We start from the raw sequence: 20,280 nt of genomic DNA on the forward strand, positions 1-20,280 counted from the left end.
TTGGTCGCTGGTCATTCTTGCAACCTCAAGGTGCTGATATGAATATGCTTGGCGAAGAAGGAAATAATTATCGTACGCTATGGACATGGACAAATACAATTAATTATATCAAATCATTTGATAAGCATAATTTAAATATTCTTGTGGGGCAGGAAGTACAAAAATCCAGAGATGAAGATGCTTATTTGGCAGGAACAAATTTCCCGGTTGATATAGTATTCACCATTGAAAACGCTGCCGAACCAAGTGATGCAGCTACTTCATGGGCTGATTATGCACTGGCTTCATTTTTTTCGAGAGCAGAATATGACTTTAATGACAAATATTATTTGTCTGGAAGTTTCAGGTATGATGGTTCATCACGTTTTGGAGCAAACAACAAGTGGGCACCATTCTGGTCTGTTGGTGGAAAATACAGGATCATAAATGAATCCTTCATGAGTTCAATGGAATCCTGGTTAAGTAATTTGACTTTACGTTCCAGTTTTGGTACGTCAGGTAATCAGGATGTTGGTTGGTATCAGGCATTAGGATTATATGGTTTTGGGTATAATTATCAAAATAATCCAGGTATGATTCCAACTCAAATAGCAAATCCTGATTTAAAATGGGAACAAACACAAAAATTTAATGTGGGGTCAGAGATAGCTTTATTTGATAAAATAACTTTAAGTGTTGACTATTACATTGACAGAACAACTGATATGTTGTTTAATGTTCCTCTTTCAAGAACAACCGGATTTGCTTCAATTATGCAAAATGTAGGGGAAATGAAGAATTCAGGTATTGAAGCTGCACTTGGTATAGTTCCGGTTAATAATCAAAATTTTAAGTGGAATCTTAATTTTAATATCACACATAATAAGAATGAGATTGTTAAATTAAGTACTGATCTACCAATTGAAAATGTTTATACTATTCGTGAGGTTGGTCATCCATATTATACTTTTAAAATGAAGGAATATGCAGGTGTTGATCCTGAGACAGGTGAACAACAGTGGTATTTGGAAGAAGAAGGAGATGAAAAAACCACAGATTATAATGCAGCTGCGAAAAGATATATGGGAGCTGCTGATCCTAAGGTCTATGGTGGTCTGGGAAGTGATTTTAGAATTTATGACTTTGATTTATCTTTTCAATTTAAGTATGCATTAGGGGGACAGGTTTATAATAGTGCTGCACGATACGATGAAAATATTAATAATCCCTACGGCAATACAACTCAATATGTCTATGATAATATGTGGAGACAGCCAGGAGATGTAACTGATGTACCTGCTCCGTATTATGGAGCTGTAACGTCTCATTCCTCACGGTTTTTAATGGACGGTTCATATATTAAACTAAAATCAGTTCAACTTGGTTATTCTTTACCATCCTCGATAATAAGCAAAGCCAATATTTCAAATCTTCGAATTTTTGTAACTGGGGATAATTTGTTGTCCTGGGCATTAGGAGACGATTTTAGAGGTCTTGATCCTGAAACTTCTCGGGATGGAATAATTTGGTGGCAATATCCAATTGCCCGGAAGCTTTTGTTTGGTGTTAACATAGGCTTTTAAATAAATTATTAACAGATAAAAATTTATAATAACATGAAGAAAATTAAATTAAGTATATTGATAATGGCATTAGGCTTTACAATTTCATCATGTGATGATTTTTTAACCTATGAGCCAAGTAGTTCAGTAAATGATGCAACAGCATTTAAAACTGCTAAGGATGTTGAAAATGCCCTTAATGGAGTATATTACTCGTTAGGAAGATATCAATTCTTTGGTCGTAATGTTATCGCTTTGGGTGATATTGCTGCTGATAATTGCTATATGGTAGGGACTTCAGGTCATTTCGACCAGATATATAAATATACGATAAGTACCGATAGTCCTGATCTTCTTGATATTTGGGATGGAGGATATAAAACAATTGATCGGTCTGCGCGATTAATTAAAGAAGCAAAAAAGATGCTTGAATTAGATTTATCCGGAGGAGATGAAGCAATTATTAAATCCGTAATTGCTCAGGCATACGGAGTTAAGGCATTATCTCACTTCGCATTGGTTAATATTTTTGGATTGCCTTATAGTGATGCAAATGCCTCTACTCCTGGAATTGTTGTTGTAGGAGATGAACCAATTGTTGCATTCCAGGAGGTATCCAGAGGTACAGTTGCTGATGCATATTCTCAAATACTTTCAGACATAAGTTCAGCCCGAAATTATATTTCTGAAGTTAGTACTGATAAATTTATCATGAATGAAGCTGCTTTGGATGCATTAGAGGCTCGGGTAAAATTGTATATGAAAGATTGGAATGGAGCTAAATCAGCTGCCAACTCTGCAATCTCAAAATCAGGTGGTGAAATTGTAGCTGATGCAGCAGACTATTATAATATGTGGACATCTGTCAATGCGACTCCTGAAGATATCTTTACAATTGCAAAACTTGCAAACGATAACCTTTCAGCAAATTCATTGAATACGTTATATGGTTCATATGATGGTAAGGCTACATCAGGACTGGTTAGTTTGTTTGATGAAGATGATATGAGGCTTTCTTTATTCGATGGTGAAGGTGAAACTATCCGTGCTCTAAAATACATGGGGCTACCATCTTCTGCAGCAACAAGTAATATACCTGTATTTCGCTTACCTGAAATGTATTTAATCATTGCAGAAGCTAAAGCACAGTTAGGTGAAGAAGATGCTGTTGATTATGTTTGGGAGATTGCAAAAAGAAATCCAAATCTTGAAAAATCAGCTATTCCAACAGATAAGCTTGGGTTGCTTGAATTTATTTCTGTTGAACGCCGGAGAGAATTGTTTCAGGAAGGGCATCGTTGGTATGATTTACGAAGAACCGGAGAAAATTTGACAAGAGTTGGGGGTAATTTCGATATTAATAATTGGGATGCTTCTAAATTCGTATATCCAATACCATCACAAGAAGTAAATGCTTCTGGGTTATCTCAAAATGATGGTTGGAATAATAATTTACCATAGAGTATAGAATTAAAATAAAGAAAAGGGGATGTTCTTAAGGACATCCCTTTTTGTTTGCCCTGCATGCAAATACATCCGGCAGCTTACAAGAGAGCTGCGCCGCCTCACCGGAGGGAAGGCAATACGAAGCCAAGCGCGTTGCTGGTAACGGTAGGGTGTGAAGCCTGTCTGCCGCCAGGCAGGGAAGGCTTAGTAAGTACCGTGAACATAGCGAGAGCCTGACTGCCGTCAGGTAGATAAACCGATTCTGGCGGTCAGTTGGGGCAAGGTTGCAAAAAGGTTTTTTTGTATTAGCCAAATTATTGAAATTATTCAAAGGCACGCAAAATATTTTAAGTTTTCCTCTTTTTCTTTTTTTGCCGCCGGAAACAACACATTATTCAGGATTAACCGGTATCCCGGCGAATTGGGGTACAGATGAAATTGAAACAATTGGAATTCTGGTTGATAATCCAATGGGTGTTTAGAAATTTTTTTGAATTGATTCAGCATTTATTAAGACTGTATTTGTTTATCAAATTATCTGTTTTCGATATAGCCACTCTAAAGGAAATCATGCATGATTATTACCCTGAACACACCAACGATGATTTACTGGCATTATATACTTTTACGGGAGGTATTCCCAAGTACATCGAATTGTTTTGTGACAGTGGCAGGCTCGATGTTGGAGGGATGATTGAATTTATGGTGCGTGAAAACTCGTCTTTTACCGATGAGGGAAAAAATCTTCTCATTGAAGAGTTTGGGAAAAATTATGCCACCTATTTTTCAATTTTAAGTGCCATTTCAGGCGGAATCAATGCACAACCCAAAATTGAATCGGCTTTGGGAAACAAAAGTATTGGCGGGCAATTGAAAAGACTTATCGAAGATTACCAAATCATCGTTCGCCAGCGGCCTGTTTTTTCGAAAGAAGGAACACAGGCAGTCCGTTATGAAATACAGGATAATTTTATTCGTTTTTGGTTCAATTATTTTGACCGCCACCGGTCGTTGATTGAAATCAAAAATTTTCAGGGCCTGCGAAATATCATAAAAGCGGACTATCCAACTTACTCAGGGAGAATGCTCGAACGCTGGTTTAAACAGAAACTGGCCGAAAGTTTTGAATTCAAAGAAATCGGTTCGTGGTGGGAACCAAAAAATGAACAAAATGGAATAGATATCGTAGCATTGAAACTGAAAAAAATCAGGCATTAGTTGCCGGGGTGAAACGACAAAAGAAAAATTTCAAACCCGATTTATTTGCAGCAAAAGTGGAACATCTGAAACACAAAGTTTTGGCGAAGTACACCATTGAAACAGGGTTCTTCTCATTGGAAGATATGTAAAGTTTATGTCTTCCGTTTCTTCTTCTTCGCTGCCGGGAATAGTACATTTTTCAGAATTAACCGGTAGCCGGGAAAGTTAGAGTGCAGATTTTAATCATTCCTGCATGAATTCAAATATAAATATTTTCTGTCGAAAGGAATCGACAGAAAATATTTATATTTGTCGAATAAAATCGACATAAATGGATATATTGTTTGAATTTCAGGAAAACTTGTTGCGGGCGGTAAAAAATGATTTCAGGCGATATCTGCATAAGCAAATTAACTGGAATCAACGGATGATTGCTGTAAAAGGTATGCGCGGAACAGGTAAAACTACGTTGTTGTTACAACATCTAAAGTATGATCTGGGGCTGCCCTCAAGTGCTTTGTATGTTACAGCCGACCACACCTGGTTTTATAATCATACCCTTCTCGAAACAGCCAGTGACTGGTATAAGCAGGGAGGAAAACTTCTGATAATCGATGAAGTTCATAAGTATAAAAACTGGTCAGTTGAATTGAAAAATATTTACGATGGATTACCGGACATGCAAATTATTTTTTCTGCTTCTTCGGCATTGGATATTTACAGGGGGGAGGCTGATTTGAGCAGAAGGGTCGTAAGTTATATGTTGGCGGGGTTGTCGTTTCGGGAATTTTTACAATTTACCGGTAATGCAGATTTTGAAAGTATTAGTATTGAAGATATTATAAAAAATCACGTTGATGTAAGCCGGATAATCACTAACAAATTAAGACCTCTTCCTGCTTTTCGTAAATATTTGGAAGTTGGCTATTTGCCGTTTTTTATTGAAGGTGACGACACCTATTTTTTAAAATTGAATCAGATAATAAATACCGTTATAGATTCTGATTTGGCTTATATAGCAGCCTATAATTCGGGTACTGCCAATAAGGTGAAAAAATTATTGGGGGTAATCGCAGAATCTGTTCCATTCAAACCAAACATCGCTGCACTTGCCCGAAAACTCGATTTAAGCCGCGATAGCGTTTATCAGTACATTTACCAGTTAAAAGATGCCAGATTATTAAACACGTTAAGTTCAGGTGGAAAAGGGATTTCCACTTTGCAAAAACCTGATAAAATATTTTTGGAAAACACAAATCTTGCTTATGCTCTCAAAGAAAAACCAGATATTGGGAACATCCGTGAAACATTTGTTTTTAATCAATTGATTAACGCCGGAATGGAAGTCAATTCACCGAAAGAGGGAGATTTTATATTCAATGATTATACCCTGGAAGTTGGAGGAAAAGGTAAAAATTCGTCGCAGGTAAAGCATTTGGAAAAATACCTGATAGCATCGGATGATATTGAAACAGGTGGTGCCAAAAAAGTCCCAATATGGTTATTTGGTTTTTTGTATTAGTCAACTTATTGAAACCTTGTTATGACCCGCAAGACAGTTTAAGTTTTCCTTTTCTTCTTCTTCGCCGCCGGGAACAGCACGTTATTCAGAATCAGCCGGTAGCCCGGTGAGTTGGGGTGCAGGCTCAAATCGGTAGGTGGATCGCCCACCAGGTGACGGTAATCTTCGGGATCGTGGCCGCCGTAAAATGTCCAGAACCCTTTGCCTTTTTCGCCGTGAATGTAACGGACTTCGCGGGCTGGTTTGTTTTCGCCCATTATCAGCACATTAGGTTTAATAGTTTCTTTTCTGAAAGCAGTTGTTTGCCCCATGAAACCTTTAATCAGGTTCCGGTGGTTTTGGCAAAGCATGGTGGGAATGGGATCCCATTTGGCCGAGAAATCGAATAACGTGAAATAATCATTTTCGCGGACTACATTTCGCGTATTGGTGGCATCGATGTTGGAGAATTCATACACATAAGGACTTTTCTCGATCTGAAAGTTTTCAAAGGCAAGAGTGCGGCTAAAATCCAGTTTTTCATCCGGGTTTGGATCCATCGGGTCGCCGTCGAACATTGGGGCGCAAATATCCACATCAGTTGCTGCCCGGGCAATGTCGTAGGTATCGGTAGCGGCACACATGGCAAAAAGAAATCCACCGTTTACAATGTATTTGTCAATTTCGCGGGTAATCACTGCCTTCATTTCCGATACTTTTAGAAAGCCCATTTCTTCCGCCAGCGTTTTGTTAATTTCCACCTCCTGCTGGTACCAGGGCATGTGCTGATAGGTTCGCCAGAATTTCCCAAACTGGCCTGTAAAATCTTCGTGGTGAAGGTGCAGCCAGTCGTATTCTTTCAGCTCGCCGTTTAAAATTTCTTCGTCGTAAATTATATCGTAATCTATTTCGGCATAGGTGAGCACAAGTGTAACGGCATCGTCCCACGGCTGCTTGTTGGGGGGAGAATAAACGGCAATTTTGGGAGCTTTGTTCATGCTAACGGCATCCTGGTTTACATCCGGTTCTGCAATCCCGTTCAATATGGCCGAGGCCTGTGCATCAGTAATGGTCTCGAAACTCACTCCCCTGACCACACATTCGTTTTCAATTGCAGGAGAATGCTGCATCAGAAAACTGCCACCCCTGTAATTGAGCAGCCATTTTACCTCCACATCACGTTCGAGCACCCAGTAGGCAATTCCGTATGATTTCAGATGGTTTTTTTGCGAATCGTCCATTGGAATCAGAAGTTGAATAGCACCTGCCTGCAGGGTCATGAAAAGCAACCCGATAAAAACAATTTGAATTTTTCTCATCCGTATCTCCTTTTGTCAAGAATTAGTACAAATAACAAAGGTAGTAAGTTCAGGAGATTTTTTCATAAAGTTCATCCGGATCAAAATGTTAAAAAGGCGTATCGGAATTTGAACCGCCGGAGCTTTCAAAATGGTTGTTTGTTGAAATACCGGCCCCAACCGATTCTTCTTCGTCCTGGTTCATTTTTGAACTGAATGTTTTTTGCATACCACCAAAATCGCTCCCCAGCGGATTTTCCATATCGCTGAATTTTGCCAGCTCTTTTTTAAATGCCAGGTGAACGTCGCCGGTTGCCCCGTTACGGTGTTTTGCAATAATTATTTCTGCCACGCCCAGTAACGAATTTCCCGATTCATCTTCGGTTATCCCGAAATATTCCGGACGGTGAATAAACATCACAATGTCGGCATCCTGTTCAATGGCACCCGATTCGCGCAGGTCGGAAAGTTGGGGACGTTTTCCTTCGCGGGATTCAACCGAGCGGTTCAACTGCGAAAGTGCCAGGATAGGGATGTCCAGCTCTTTGGCAATGGCTTTCAGCGAGCGCGAAATGGTACTCACTTCCTGTTCGCGGCTTCCGCGGCCTTCCATCCCGGAAGTCATCAGTTGGAGGTAGTCCACAATAACCACCTGGATGTCGTGTTGCATTTTCAACCGGCGGCATTTGGCCCTGAATTCAAAAATGGAAAGCGCGGGAGTATCGTCAACGAAAACAGGTGCATTTTCAAGAGCTGAAATTTTCCGGTTGAGGTGTTCCCACTCGTAATTTTCGAGCCGGCCGGTTTTAAGTTTATCGTTCCCCAGTTCGGTTTCAGCGGCGATAAGCCTGTTTACAAGCTGAATAGATGACATTTCGAGTGAAAAAACAGCTACCGATTTGTTGTGTTCCACCGCCATGTTGCGGGCCATACTCAGCACAAAGGCTGTTTTTCCCATCGATGGCCGGGCAGCAACAATGACCAGGTCGGTTTTTTGCCATCCCGAGGTAATCCTGTCAATGGCCGTAAATCCCGAGGGCACTCCACTCAGGCCGTCTTTCTGGTTACGTGCTTTCTCAATCTGGATGATAGCTTCGTTCAGCACCGGCTTAATCGGAACTGTTTCCTTTTTTATGTTCCTTTCGGCCACTTTGAAAAGCGACGATTCAGAAAAGTCAATCAGGTCATCCACATCAAGTGTGTCGTCGTATGATTTTCCCTGAATTTCTGAAGAAACCCTGATGAGTTCGCGCTGAATAAATTTCTGTGCAATAATACGGGAGTGAAACTCAAGGTGAGCAGCAGAAGCCACACGCCGTGTAAGTTGTGTTATGTAGCCGGGGCCACCTACTGCATTTAGTTGGTCGCGGTCTTTCAGTTCCTGGGTAACCATCAGGAGGTCAACCGGCTTTTCGTTGGCCGAGAGGTCCTTAATGGCTTCGAAAATTTTTTGGTGTTCTTCCTTGTAAAAACTGGAAGTGTCAATAATATCGGCAACAGTTACATACGCGTCGCGTTCGAGCATGAGTGCGCCCAGCACAGCTTCTTCAACCTCGATAGCCTGTGGCGGCAATTTTCCGTATTGGGCATTGATTTCATCTATGGTCATTCCCGTGTTTCGCGACCTTGAATTCGTATTTTTTTTCTTTTCTGTTGCCATAAAATTTTTCAGTTTTCAGGAAATGATTTTAAAAAATCAAAATTACAAAATAAGGAGTTGGCTAATCAAATTTTGGTGATTTTAGTTGTCAACTAATTTTATCCACAAATGTTTATTGAAATTATTTTTCGAGGCCCTCTTCAATGATTTGGGAAATTACCTGTTTCAGTGTCAGTCCCATGGCGCTAATTTGTTGCGGGATGAAACTGGTGGCTGTCATGCCCGGAATGGTATTCGCTTCCAGAAAATAGAATGTATTATCTTTTAAAATATAGTCGATACGCGCAATGCCGGAGCACTGGCACCATTCATAAATTTCTGAACTCATTTCCTGACACTCTTTAAACAGTTTTTCGGGCAGGCGTGCCGGCGTAATCTCGTCAGTTGCACCAGGGGTGTATTTGGCTTCAAAATCGAAAAATTCATTTTTGGGAATAACTTCAGTAACAGGGAAAACCAGTTTTTTATTTTTCAGTTTCACCAGGCCGCAGGTGTATTCCCGGCCTTCAATAAATTCTTCAATAAGCGCATCGTCGCTTTCTTCCCAGGCTTTTTTCAGCGCGGGAATAATTTCTTTTTCGGTTTTTACTTTGGTAATGCCAAAACTTGAGCCGCCGGCATTTGGTTTCACAAAGACGGGCAACCCCAGTTTTTTTACTATTGAAGAAGTATTTACGGCTTCATTTTCCCGGAGAATGACAGAACGCGCCATTTTTACACCAAAATTTTGCAGGTAATTGTTGCAGAACCATTTGTTGAATGTGAGCGATGAGGATTGAACGTGGCTTGTAGAGTAAGGGATTTTCAGCAGATCGAAATACCCCTGCAGGATGCCATCCTCTCCTGGTGTTCCGTGAATTGTGATGTAAGCAAAATCGAATTTTATTTTTTTGCCGTTTAGTGAAAAGCTGAAATCTGATTTGTCGATATCGCTTAATTTGTTCCCATTCTGAATGACGTGCCAGTCATCGCCTTTCATGTGAATTAGCCAGGGGGTAAATTTTTCGGTGTCGATTGCGTTAAAAACATTTTCGCCACTTTTCACCGAAACCACAAATTCGGATGAGTCGCCACCGGCAATAACTGCTATGTCAGGTTTTTTAGTCATGTCTGCTTGAAATATATTTTTCCCATTTTTCAATTACTGTGCGCATATCGTCGGGCAGATCAGAATCGAACTGCATTTTTTTACCTGTTGTGGGATGCACAAAGCCCAGTGTTTTGGCATGAAGTGCCTGGCGGGGCAACAGTTTAAAACAATTCTGCACAAACTGCCTGTACTTTGAGAATGTGGTGCCGCGTAAAATCTGGTCGCCCCCGTAAGTGGAGTCGTTAAACAACGGGTGGTTGATGTGTTTCATGTGCACCCTGATCTGGTGGGTGCGACCGGTTTCGAGCCTGCATTCAACCAGGCTTACATATCCAATCCGTTTTAAAACTTTATAATGTGTAACAGCATGTTTGCCATGTTCTTCATCAGAAAAAACAGTAAAAACCTGCCTGTTTTTGGGGCTGCGGCCAATGTTTCCGGTTATTGTTCCGGTATCGTCTTTTAAACTGCCCCAAACAAGTGCGTGGTAAAGTCTTTCGCTTGTTTTTTCGTAAAACTGAAGCGCCAGTTTGTTTTTGGCCTGTTCAGTTTTGGCAATAACCATCAGTCCCGATGTGTCTTTGTCGATGCGGTGCACCAAACCCGGGCGTGGATCTTCGTTGTTGAACAGCGGTAAATCTTTATAATACCAGGCCAGTGCATTTACCAGCGTGCCGGTATAGTTCCCGTGGCCGGGGTGGACCACCAGTCCTGCCGGCTTGTTGAGTACTATTAACTGGTCGTCTTCATAAACAATATCCAGTGGTATATCTTCAGGAATAATTTTTAATTCGCGCCGCGGGTAATCCATTACAATCCGGATTTCGTCGCCGGGTTTTACCTTGTAATTGGCTTTAACAGAAGAATCGTTCACCAAGATGTTGCCTGCTTCGGCTGCGGCCTGAATGCGACTGCGGGAAGCATTATCAATTCGGTTGGCCAGAAATTTATCTACCCGGATGGCTGATTGCCCGGGATCAACTGTAAGCCGGTAGTGCTCAAAAAGCCCGCTTTCTTCCAAATTGTTATTTTCTTCCCTGGTCTCTTCCATAATTTTTAGAAATCGAATTCTGTAGCATCGTCGATTTTGAGCTGGTCAACTGTTACCCATAAATCCACTGAAGAACCGAGGTTGGCAGTGCCGGTAACTTTTGGGTTAGGCTGTTGTCTCCAAACCCTGGCTTCTGTTGAGTCTTGCGGGGAAAGCACCGAAGCATCGTAAATTACCACCCCGGTATTCAGCATGGCATCGGTAAGGGTTTCTCTGGCTTCAGGAATGGTGAGCCCGATTAAGTTGGGCAAAATGGTAACCTGGTTGCCTTGTTCGCGGCCAACAACCAAATCGATGGTAGTTCCTTTGGCGAGTTTTTGCCCAACATTCAATTCAATCGAATCTTTCTGCACTTCCAGCACCAGGTCGTTGTATTCCGATGGGCGGTATGAAATCCGGCCTGTTTTAAGTCCCGTATTTTCAATGAGTACCTGTGCCTGCCGGAAAGAGACATCGGTTAACTTGGGCAGTGTTACCTGCTCGGGTTGTGTGGAATTAATGGTTAAAAAAATGGTGCGGCCTTCTTTTACCCGGCTCCCGGCTTTTGGCAACTGGTCAACAATTGCTCCCGGAGCAGCCTCGTTCATATAGAGCGAATCAACAATTTCAATTTCTAATTTATATTGGTTGGCTGTTTGCCTGGCTTCGGCCTGTGTAAGTCCCGAAAAGTTGGGCACCGGGTACGACTGACCGTGGCGGGTGTACATTTTTAGCCCCTGTATTACGAGAAAAAGCAGGGCAATTATCAGGATGCCAGCCAGTAGCAGATGCTCTATGAATTTCCGGCTTAAAAGAAACTTTGAAAAACTCATGATAAATAAATTACCGTGTAATAATTAATGAGCAAAAATAACGTAAAATTGGTTGGGAAGGTATGTAAACCGATAAAAATCCGGACAAACTGGTTTTGCGACAACAACAATGAGATATGGTGTATATAAACACGAAAAGGCAAAGAATATGCATTCCTTACCTTTGTGAAAATATTTTTGAAAAGTATTGTACTACCTTTTGTGGCGCGGTTCGTCTGAAACCGTTAGTCGTTTTCTGCCTTTTGCACGGCGTGCTTTTAATACTTTCCTGCCATTGGCAGAACTCATTCTTTCCCTAAAACCGTGTTTGTTTCTTCTTTTTCTATTCGATGGCTGAAATGTTCGTTTCATCTCTGTATATTTTTACCTGTCAAAATTTCGGACTGCAAAAATAGCTGTTTTTTTATTTCTTCCAAAAAGTATCTGTTTTTTCTTTTGCATTTCTGAAATTAAAATTTTGAGTGAAGCAGGCTTCATTGTTTTTTTACTGAAAACCGGAACCCAACTCCGTGTAAATTAATGATTTGAACATTGGGATCGGCTTTAAAGTATTTTCGCAGGCGCGAAATAAAAACATCGAGGCTGCGCCCAAGGAAATAATCGTTTGAGCCCCACACGGTTTCAAGTATTTCGTTCCGGCCCAGTACTTTGTTGGCGTTTTCGGCGAAATATTTAATGAGTTCCACCTCTTTTAAAGTGAGTTTGCGGGTGTGATTGTCAATGCTAAGGGTGTGCTCTTCGGGCAGGAAAATAAAGCGGCCGATTTTTTTTGTTTGCGGAGTTGCCGATTCCTGTTCTGTAATTGTATTGCTGCTTCGTTTCAAAAAAACTTTAATTTTCAGTAGAAGTTCTTCCATGCTAAAGGGTTTGGGAATATAGTCGTCGCCCCCAATGGAAAGTCCTTTAATTTTATCTTCGGTCATGGAGCGGGCAGTGAGAAAAATTATGGGAACCTGCTCGTTTTTTTCGCGAATGTATCCGGCAACTTTAAACCCGTCAATTTTGGGAAGCATGACATCCAATATTATTAAATGGTAATTATTGGCATTAAAAAACTCGATGGCTTCCTGGCCGTTTGGGGCCACATCAACCTCGTAATTGTTTTGTTCCAGGTTGTCTTTTACTATGAAACGCAGCGCTTCGTCGTCTTCAACCAATAACAATTTCACTGATTCATTCATACTATTAAAATTGTAAATTTTTAAAGGTATAGTATGGAACTCGCATGTATTTAATCATCACACTTGGTGTAAATATTTTACATGCTCGTTTCATTTTGTTGCACGAATTAAAAGTGTAAATATACTACCTCCGTCCGGATTGCTGTCCACCTTTATTTTCCACCCGTGGGCTTTTGCAATTTTTCGTACATAGTCGAGCCCCAGCCCAAAACCTTTTACATTGTGGACATTGCCTGTGGGGACCCGGTAAAAACGCTTGAATATTTTCTTTTGGTGTTTTTTGGGAATGCCAATTCCGTTATCGGTAAATTTTATGATTTGATGCTTTTTATCCCGGTAGAGATCGATAATGATTAACGGTTTCTTCTCGCAATATTTCACGCTGTTTTCCAGGATGTTCATCACCAGGTTGTTAAAATGAAACTTGTCGGCAAAAACAAATTCTTTTTGGCTGCCCGGGTTTAATTTTATGGTAGCTTCCTGCCCGGAATCCGACTGCTCAAAATAATCAGAGACTTCTTTTATAAACTCCTGCAATTCAATTTTTTCCAGGTTAAGGTGAATCCTGTTTTTTTCGAGCGATGCCAGGTTGAGTACTTTTTCCACGTTTTTCGACAACCGGTTGTTTTGCTCTTCAATAATTTGCGCGTACTCAAGCAGGCGTTCCGGGGTCTGAACTATTTTTTTGTTGTTTAAAACCCTGGCAGCTAACGATATGGATGAAATAGGAGTTTTGAGCTCGTGGGTGAGGTTGTTGATAAAATTTTTCTGGATTTCGGACAGTTGACGCTGGCGGATAATTACTGAAAGCGTGTAGCCAAAAAACAGGACAACAACCAGCAGGAGTCCCGTAAAAAGGTACCACACCGAAAGCCGCGAGTGAAAATAGGGCGAGCGGTCGGGAAAATGTACTGCAAAATAATTTCCTGTGCCATTTTCTTTTTGCGGGAAGCTGAAAGTTGAGGTCTTTTCCTCTTCGCGTGCTGTTATAAATGTTTTCTGTTCCATTTCTCCTGACAACGGATTGTAAATGGCAAATTCAAAACTGGTATAAATCTGGTGTTTTTTAAGCTCTTCGGTAAGATGAAATTTCAACAAATCATAATCAATAATGGCATCAATATTTACAATGTAATAGCTGTTCGAAACAATTTCAACAGGAGCAATGCTGTCGAAATTTGCAGTATTGCCGGTGGCTGTTAATAGTTGCCAGGCCACTTCTCTTAATGCCACCGTTGCACTTTCCCTGAATTGTTTTTCGGAATAGTTATACGAGTTGCGCAAAAAGAAAAACTGAATGGACAAAACACCGGCAACAGAAATTGTGGCCAGCAGGATTATATATTTTAATGTTTTGCCTTTCATCTGTTTGATCTTCTAATAAAACACTTGTAAATTGCAGAATAATTATATTAAGTGCAAATGTTAACAACTCATTAACAAAATATTAGCCCTGGTTAACAGTAAAAACCGGTTAAGCTTCTTACATTTGCTAAGCAAATTAAGGGATTAATTTTATAAAATTAAAATGAATAGGTTATGAATCAGATGTTACGTCTATTTGCCGTTATAGCTCTGGTAGGTTTAACCGCCACCGCCATCGCGCAAAAGCCAAAAATTGTTTTTGAGGAACTGGAACACGATTTCGGAAATTTCAAGGAATCGGACGGCGTTCAAACTACAACTTTCAAGTTTACAAATAAAGGTGAATCGCCGCTTGTGCTCAATAATGTCAGGGCTTCGTGCGGGTGTACCACTCCAAAATGGACCCGTGAACCGGTTGCTCCCGGCAACAGCGGTGAAATTCAGGTAAGTTACAACCCCAGAAACAGGCCCGGTTCTTTTAATAAATCGGTAATGATTAGCTCCAATGCAGAGAACGGAACCACCGTGTTGCGCATTAAAGGCCGTGTTGAGGAACGCGAAAAAACACTTGCCGAACTCTATCCGCGAAAAGTTGGAGAACTGAGGGTGAGGACCAATCATATTTCATTTTCAAGGATGAAAGAAAATGATGTGGAAACCAAAGACATTGAATTGGTGAACGACACCGACGCTCCAATTGAAGTCGGCTTCAGAAGAGTTCCCGAGCATATCGATGTTAAAGCTGAACCGCAGACAATTCCGGCCAACAGCAAAGGGAAGCTTATTGTTACCTACAACGCCGACAAAGCAAATACTTACGGTTTCGCTTCCCACAGGATTTACCTGTCGCTCAATGGCAGTAACGACTACCGGGCATCTGTTGGTGTAAGTGCCACCATCGAAGAAGATTTCTCGCACTTGTCTGCCGATGAGTTGGCAAATGCTCCGGTGGCTTCTTTTTCAGAAAAAACACACGATTTTGGTGAAATGAAACAAGGCGAGAAAAAGGAACATACTTTTATGCTGAAAAACGACGGGAAATCAGAACTGATTATCCGTAATATTCGTTCTTCGTGCGGTTGCACAGCTGTTGCACCGTCAAAAAAAGTGATTGCTCCCGGCGAATCGGCACCTGTTAAAGTTACATTCGACTCACGCGGGAAACGCGGGCGCCAGAGCAAATCGATCACGGTTATTACCAACGATCCGAAAACACCTACCAACCAGTTGCGCATATCGTGCAACGTGGTTACCGAAAGCTAAAAAAGCTTATTAAATGTCAATAATAAATAAAGTGTCGCAGGTTTTCCTGCGGCACTTTTTTGTTATTCTTTTGTTTATTGTAGTATTTTTGCTGAATACAAAAAATAACAATGGCAGAAAAAAAAAATCATATCGAAAATAGTTCAGAATACAAAGGTTTGAATGTAAATGAGGGAGTTGAACATCCCGAACAGGTAGATAGCCATTCGGTAAAACGGTTTCTGAAAAAAAAGAGAAAACTACTGCCAGTTGAGGAATATGTGGATGGAATCCTGAATGGCAATATCACATTGTTAAGCAAAGCTGTAACCCTTATCGAAAGTTCAAAACCGGGGCACCAGCAAATTGCGCAGGAGATTATTGTCAGGTGCCTTCCTTACAGCGGAAAATCAATCAGGATTGGTATTACCGGAGTTCCCGGTGTGGGGAAAAGTACTTTTATTGAAGCACTGGGGAAACAGATAACCGGTGAGGGAGGAAAACTGGCCGTGCTTGCCATCGATCCCAGCAGCGAACGCTCGAAGGGAAGTATTTTGGGCGACAAAACCCGGATGGAGGAATTGGCCGGCGACAAAAACGCCTACATCAGGCCAAGTCCTTCGGCAGGCTCGCTGGGAGGTGTTGCCCGAAAAACCCGTGAAACCATTATTCTTTGCGAAGCTGCCGGTTTCGATCATATTTTTATTGAAACCGTGGGCGTGGGACAAAGTGAAACGGCCGTGCATTCCATGTCCGATTTTTTCCTGTTGCTGATGCTGGCCGGTGCCGGCGATGAGTTGCAGGGCATTAAACGCGGCATTATGGAGATGGCCGATTTAATTGCCATTAACAAAGCCGACGGGAACAATGCCGAAAAAGCCAAAATGGCCCAACGGCAGTACCAGAATGCATTGCATCTTTTCCCACCAAAAGAGTCGGGGTGGGAGCCACGTGTGAGCACCTGCTCCGCGCTCGCTAAAAATGGCATTTCCGAAATATGGGAAGTTATTGAAGAATACCGGAAAGCCACTGTAAAGAACGGATATTTCATAAAAAAACGGAATTCGCAAGCTTCATTTTGGATGCACGAAACTATTCAGGAGCAGATGAAAAGAGCCTTTTACCAGCACCCTGAAATGAAGGAAAAAATAAAGGATTTTGAACAAAAGGTGCTTAACAGCGAAATAAGTTCTTTTTTAGCTGCCGGCAAATTACTGGAAATCTATTCAGGATTGAAGTAAAAGTTTCATTAAATTTGGATAATGAATTTGCAAAAACATGAAATAGAAAAAATTGAATCCATTTGCCGTAAGCATAATGTAGAATGGCTTTATATTTTTGGGTCGGCTGCATCGGGAAAAATGAAGAAAAACAGTGACATTGATTTTTTAGTCAAATTTTCAGATATGGATTTGTATTATTATTTCGAAAATTTGCTCTCTCTGAAAAGTGAATTGGAAACATTATTCAACCGGCGAGTTGATATTCTTGAAGAGCAAGCCCTTAAAAATCCTTACCTGAAAAAATCAATTGATCGAAAAAAAGTATTGGTTTATGGACGAAAAGATACTCAAATGGCTATATGATATAAAAGTTGCCATCGAAGAAATTGATTCTTTTTTCGAAGGGAATGAGAAGAGTATTCTTTTCTATAAAAATAATTTGGTTGTAAAGAGGGCAATTGAAAGGAATCTTGAAATTATTGGTGAAGCTACAAATCGGATAATCAGAATGAAGCCGGATTTTGAATTGGAGGATGCAAAAAGTATAATCGGATTACGGAATTTCATTATTCATTCATACGATAACATTACCGATGAAACAATATGGGCAATCATAGTAAATCATTTGCCGAAACTTAAAGCAGTTATTGAACATTTATTAAAAACAAATGATGAAAACAGGGATTTAACTTAACAAACAATTTGGCCCAAAGGCCTGTTGTATCAGAATAAAATCAACGTTAAAAATAAAAAATATGGATTACGATGTGTTAATTATAGGCAGCGGACCGGGTGGTTATGTTACAGCAATCCGGGCTGCACAGTTGGGAATGAAAGTGGCCGTGGTTGAAAAAGAAAACGTTGGCGGAGTATGCCTCAACTGGGGGTGCATCCCCACCAAATCGTTACTGAAAAGCGCGCAGGCATACGAATATGCCAAACATGCCGCAGATTACGGGGTGAAAATTGACGGAGATGTCACACCCGATTTTAAAGCAATGGTGAAACGTAGCCGCGATGTGGCCGGCGGGATGAGCAACGGTGTGCAGTTTCTTTTTAAAAAGAACAAGGTGGAAACCCTGAACGGATTCGGTAAACTTGCCGGTAAAAACACCGTTGAGGTGACCGACAGCAAGGATAAAAAGAAGGAATACACCGCAAAACATATAATTTTGGCAACCGGTGCCCGCTCGCGCGAATTGCCCAACCTGAAGCAGGACGGCAAAAAAATTATCGGTTACCGCGAAGCACTCAGTCTCGACAAACTTCCCGAAAGTATGGTAGTTGTTGGCTCGGGTGCCATTGGCAGTGAGTTTGCCTGGTTCTATCATTCAATTGGTGTAAAAGTTACCCTGGTGGAATTTATGCCAACCCTGGTACCAAACGAAGATGAAGAAGTGGCCAAACAACTGGAACGCTCTTTCAAAAAAGGTAAAATGAAAGTGATGACCAGTTCAACGGTGGAAAAAGTGGATACCTCTGGTAAAAAAAGTAAGGTAACCATCAAAACCAAAAAAGGCGAAGAAACGGTTGAAGCCGATATCGTACTTTCAGCAGTTGGAATTACGCCAAACACTGAAAATATTGGTCTTGAGGATGCCGGTGTTGAAACCGAAAAAGGCAGGGTTAAAGTGGACGAGTTTTACCGCACCAACGTGGAAGGAGTTTATGCTATTGGCGATATTCTTGCAGGCCCTGCACTCGCGCATGTTGCATCAGCCGAAGGAATTACCTGTGTCGAAAAAATTGCAGGGCTTGATCCCGATCCAATTGATTATAAAAATATTCCGGGCTGCACGTACACAAATCCTGAAGTTTCATCAGTTGGATTAACTGAAAAACAGGCTAAAGAAGAAGGCTATGAGGTGAAAGTGGGTAAATTCCCTTATTCAGCCAGCGGAAAAGCAAGTGCTGCGGGACAAAAAGAAGGTTTCGTGAAGCTGGTGTTCGATGCCAAATACGGAGAACTGCTCGGCGCACACATGATTGGCGGCAACGTGACTGAAATGATTGCCGAACTTGTAGTTGCCAAAAAACTTGAAATTACCGGACACGAGTTGATTAAAACCATTCACCCGCACCCCACAATGAGCGAAGCAATTATGGAAGCAGCTGCCGCTGCTTACGATGAAGTAATTCATATTTAGCAGGCTTACTTTATATAATTTATTTCAGGGGCTGTCTCAAAAAAACGTTGAAGTTTTAATCTTGAGACGGCCTTTTTTGTGAGCAAAAAAAATTGACTTTATGATTAATTCGTTCGAAAATTCTATAAAACACTGAAAATCAGCGTTATCTTTTGCGTGTTCATTTTAAATTATAAATTTGCTCCCGAAAAATCAGCTACAAAACCGTTTTTATTTCTAGCTAAAAGTAAAAGTTTCAAGACTTAAATGTATTCATAAAAATTAGTATTAAATGAAGAGATTAACATTTTTTGCAGCATTTCTGATGCTGTTTCAGATTGCTTTTGCAGGAGGTTTGTTAACCAATACAAACCAGAGCGCGCAGTTTATAAGAATGATGTCGCGTAACGCCTCTACCGGTATCGATGCGGTTTATTTCAACCCGGCCGGTTTAATAAAAATGGAAGACGGATGGCACTTTGCCGTGTACAATCAAACCATTTTGCAGACCAAACCTGTTGATAGTGAATTTCCGTTGCTAAACGATGGATATTACGAAGGTGTGGTAAATATTCCGGCATTTCCAACAGCTTTTGCCGTTTACAAAGAAGACAACTGGGCTTTCTCACTGGGCTTTGGCCCCAACGGAGGAGGCGGCACGGCAGAATACGATCGGGGGCTTCCTTCATTTGAAATACCAATTACCAAATTAAGTCAGGGATTTAAAACTATCTCACCCTTATTAACTGCCTATGGAATTCCTGGTGCAACCGGGTATGATGCCAGTTTATCATTTGAAGGGACTTCTGTTTTCTGGGGTTTGCAATTAGGTGCTACTTATCAAGTTAGTGATTATTTTTCAGTTTATGGTGGTGTTAGGTATTTACCATCAAAAAATACTTATTTAGGAGAAATAAAAGACATAAAAATTAAAACTGGCGATGATTCTAATCCCAATTATATAAAGGCAGATGAGTACCTGGCATTTTCATCACCAGTGTTAGAAGGGACAATTGGTGCTCTTGATGGTGCAGCCGCAGGCCTTAATACTGCAATTGAAAATGGATTAATCGATCCAAATACACCAGTTTCTAATCCTGAGATTTTGCAGGTTTTAGGAGCATTAGGCCAATCTGGGTTAACAAATCAAGAAGCTGTTGTATTTATGAATCAAACTAAAGGAAGTTTGGAAGCATTAAATAATGCAGACGTGTCAGATAAATATGTTGACACCGAACAGACCGGTACAGGTTTTACTCCAATGGTAGGTATTAATATTTCACCCGTTGAAAATTTGAATATTGCCTTAACCCAACTTGTTAAAAATGCCACCCAAAATCAAAAAAAATGCACAAATTTCGGTTATTTTATTTTGTAAATGCCTGATAATCAATTGCAATATTTTTGAAAATCGTTTGTAGTCCCCGAATTCATTTGTTTATATAAATCTGGTTTCATATCTTTGTGGCATATTATTAAAACTGCTGTAAAACATGTTTATAAAAACCATAGTAAAAACAGACAAAAAGAGCGGGAAACGGTAT

Annotated in this window: 18 protein-coding genes; 10 read left to right on the top strand and 8 right to left on the bottom strand. The window is 40.7% G+C overall.

Features of this window, described 5'->3' with window-relative positions; translation table 11 throughout:
* The 4 genes from ACTCNA_RS13445 to ACTCNA_RS13460 form a co-directional block, all read left to right on the top strand.
* A partial coding sequence (locus ACTCNA_RS13445; protein ID WP_462948438.1) for a SusC/RagA family TonB-linked outer membrane protein occupies window positions 1–1,562 on the top strand: 1,562 nt, incomplete at its 5' end.
* Window positions 1,563–1,595: 33 nt separating this feature from the next.
* Entirely contained in the window at window positions 1,596–3,002 is a 1,407-nt protein-coding gene (locus ACTCNA_RS13450) for a RagB/SusD family nutrient uptake outer membrane protein (RefSeq protein ID WP_462948439.1), read from the top strand.
* Window positions 3,003–3,557: 555 nt separating this feature from the next.
* Window positions 3,558–4,205 carry an ATP-binding protein gene (locus ACTCNA_RS13455; RefSeq protein WP_462948440.1) on the top strand — a complete coding sequence of 216 codons (648 nt, stop codon included), beginning with the start codon at window positions 3,558–3,560 and terminating at the stop codon, window positions 4,203–4,205.
* A gap of 313 nt (window positions 4,206–4,518) precedes the next feature.
* Entirely contained in the window at window positions 4,519–5,709 is a 1,191-nt protein-coding gene (locus ACTCNA_RS13460) for an ATP-binding protein (RefSeq protein WP_462948441.1), read from the top strand.
* Between the two features lie 38 nt (window positions 5,710–5,747).
* On the opposite strand, the gene ACTCNA_RS13465 is transcribed toward ACTCNA_RS13460, so the two are convergent.
* The 8 genes from ACTCNA_RS13465 to ACTCNA_RS13500 form a co-directional block, all read right to left on the bottom strand.
* Window positions 5,748–7,007: a hypothetical protein gene (locus ACTCNA_RS13465; RefSeq protein ID WP_462948442.1), complete on the bottom strand. Its 1,260-nt coding sequence runs from the start codon at window positions 7,005–7,007 to the stop codon at window positions 5,748–5,750.
* 88 nt (window positions 7,008–7,095) lie between these two features.
* The gene (gene dnaB / locus ACTCNA_RS13470; RefSeq protein WP_462948443.1) at window positions 7,096–8,646 is read right to left on the bottom strand and encodes a replicative DNA helicase; all 1,551 of its coding nucleotides are present in this window, start codon (window positions 8,644–8,646) and stop codon (window positions 7,096–7,098) included.
* 121 nt (window positions 8,647–8,767) lie between these two features.
* Window positions 8,768–9,754 carry a D-alanine--D-alanine ligase gene (locus ACTCNA_RS13475; protein WP_462948444.1) on the bottom strand — a complete coding sequence of 329 codons (987 nt, stop codon included), beginning with the start codon at window positions 9,752–9,754 and terminating at the stop codon, window positions 8,768–8,770.
* Window positions 9,747–10,787 (bottom strand): RluA family pseudouridine synthase, encoded by a 1,041-nt coding sequence (locus ACTCNA_RS13480; protein WP_462948445.1) that lies wholly within the window; start codon window positions 10,785–10,787, stop codon window positions 9,747–9,749. The genes ACTCNA_RS13475 and ACTCNA_RS13480 overlap by 8 nt, the downstream gene beginning before the upstream one ends.
* A 5-nt stretch (window positions 10,788–10,792) precedes the next feature.
* Window positions 10,793–11,599: a PASTA domain-containing protein gene (locus ACTCNA_RS13485; protein WP_462948446.1), complete on the bottom strand. Its 807-nt coding sequence runs from the start codon at window positions 11,597–11,599 to the stop codon at window positions 10,793–10,795.
* A 192-nt stretch (window positions 11,600–11,791) separates the two neighbouring features.
* Window positions 11,792–11,950, bottom strand: coding sequence for a 50S ribosomal protein L34 (rpmH, locus tag ACTCNA_RS13490; protein WP_462948447.1), 159 nt, complete (start codon window positions 11,948–11,950; stop codon window positions 11,792–11,794).
* Between the two features lie 122 nt (window positions 11,951–12,072).
* A complete protein-coding gene (locus ACTCNA_RS13495; protein WP_462948448.1) occupies window positions 12,073–12,780 on the bottom strand; it encodes a response regulator transcription factor in 708 nt (235 codons plus the stop codon).
* Window positions 12,781–12,870: 90 nt separating this feature from the next.
* On the bottom strand, window positions 12,871–14,145 hold the full coding sequence (locus ACTCNA_RS13500; RefSeq protein WP_462948449.1) for a sensor histidine kinase: 1,275 nt from the start codon (window positions 14,143–14,145) through the stop codon (window positions 12,871–12,873).
* 174 nt (window positions 14,146–14,319) lie between these two features.
* On the opposite strand from ACTCNA_RS13500, the gene ACTCNA_RS13505 reads away from it, so the two are divergent.
* The 6 genes from ACTCNA_RS13505 (at window position 14,320) to ACTCNA_RS13530 (ending at window position 20,114) form a co-directional block, all read left to right on the top strand.
* The gene (locus ACTCNA_RS13505) at window positions 14,320–15,408 is read left to right on the top strand and encodes a DUF1573 domain-containing protein (protein ID WP_462948450.1); all 1,089 of its coding nucleotides are present in this window, start codon (window positions 14,320–14,322) and stop codon (window positions 15,406–15,408) included.
* 110 nt (window positions 15,409–15,518) lie between these two features.
* Complete coding sequence (gene meaB, locus ACTCNA_RS13510; RefSeq protein WP_462948451.1) at window positions 15,519–16,628, top strand: methylmalonyl Co-A mutase-associated GTPase MeaB; 1,110 nt, start codon at window positions 15,519–15,521, stop codon at window positions 16,626–16,628.
* Window positions 16,629–16,649: 21 nt separating this feature from the next.
* Complete coding sequence (locus ACTCNA_RS13515; protein ID WP_462948452.1) at window positions 16,650–16,973, top strand: nucleotidyltransferase family protein; 324 nt, start codon at window positions 16,650–16,652, stop codon at window positions 16,971–16,973.
* Complete coding sequence (locus ACTCNA_RS13520; RefSeq protein ID WP_462948453.1) at window positions 16,942–17,304, top strand: HepT-like ribonuclease domain-containing protein; 363 nt, start codon at window positions 16,942–16,944, stop codon at window positions 17,302–17,304. The genes ACTCNA_RS13515 and ACTCNA_RS13520 overlap by 32 nt, the downstream gene beginning before the upstream one ends.
* Window positions 17,305–17,365: 61 nt before the next feature.
* A complete protein-coding gene (gene lpdA, locus ACTCNA_RS13525) occupies window positions 17,366–18,757 on the top strand; it encodes a dihydrolipoyl dehydrogenase (RefSeq protein WP_462948454.1) in 1,392 nt (463 codons plus the stop codon).
* Between the two features lie 271 nt (window positions 18,758–19,028).
* Window positions 19,029–20,114, top strand: a complete 1,086-nt coding sequence (locus ACTCNA_RS13530) for a hypothetical protein (protein WP_462948455.1) — start codon at window positions 19,029–19,031, stop codon at window positions 20,112–20,114.
* Window positions 20,115–20,280 lie beyond the last annotated feature (166 nt).

This window comes from Tangfeifania sp., assembly GCF_055108615.1.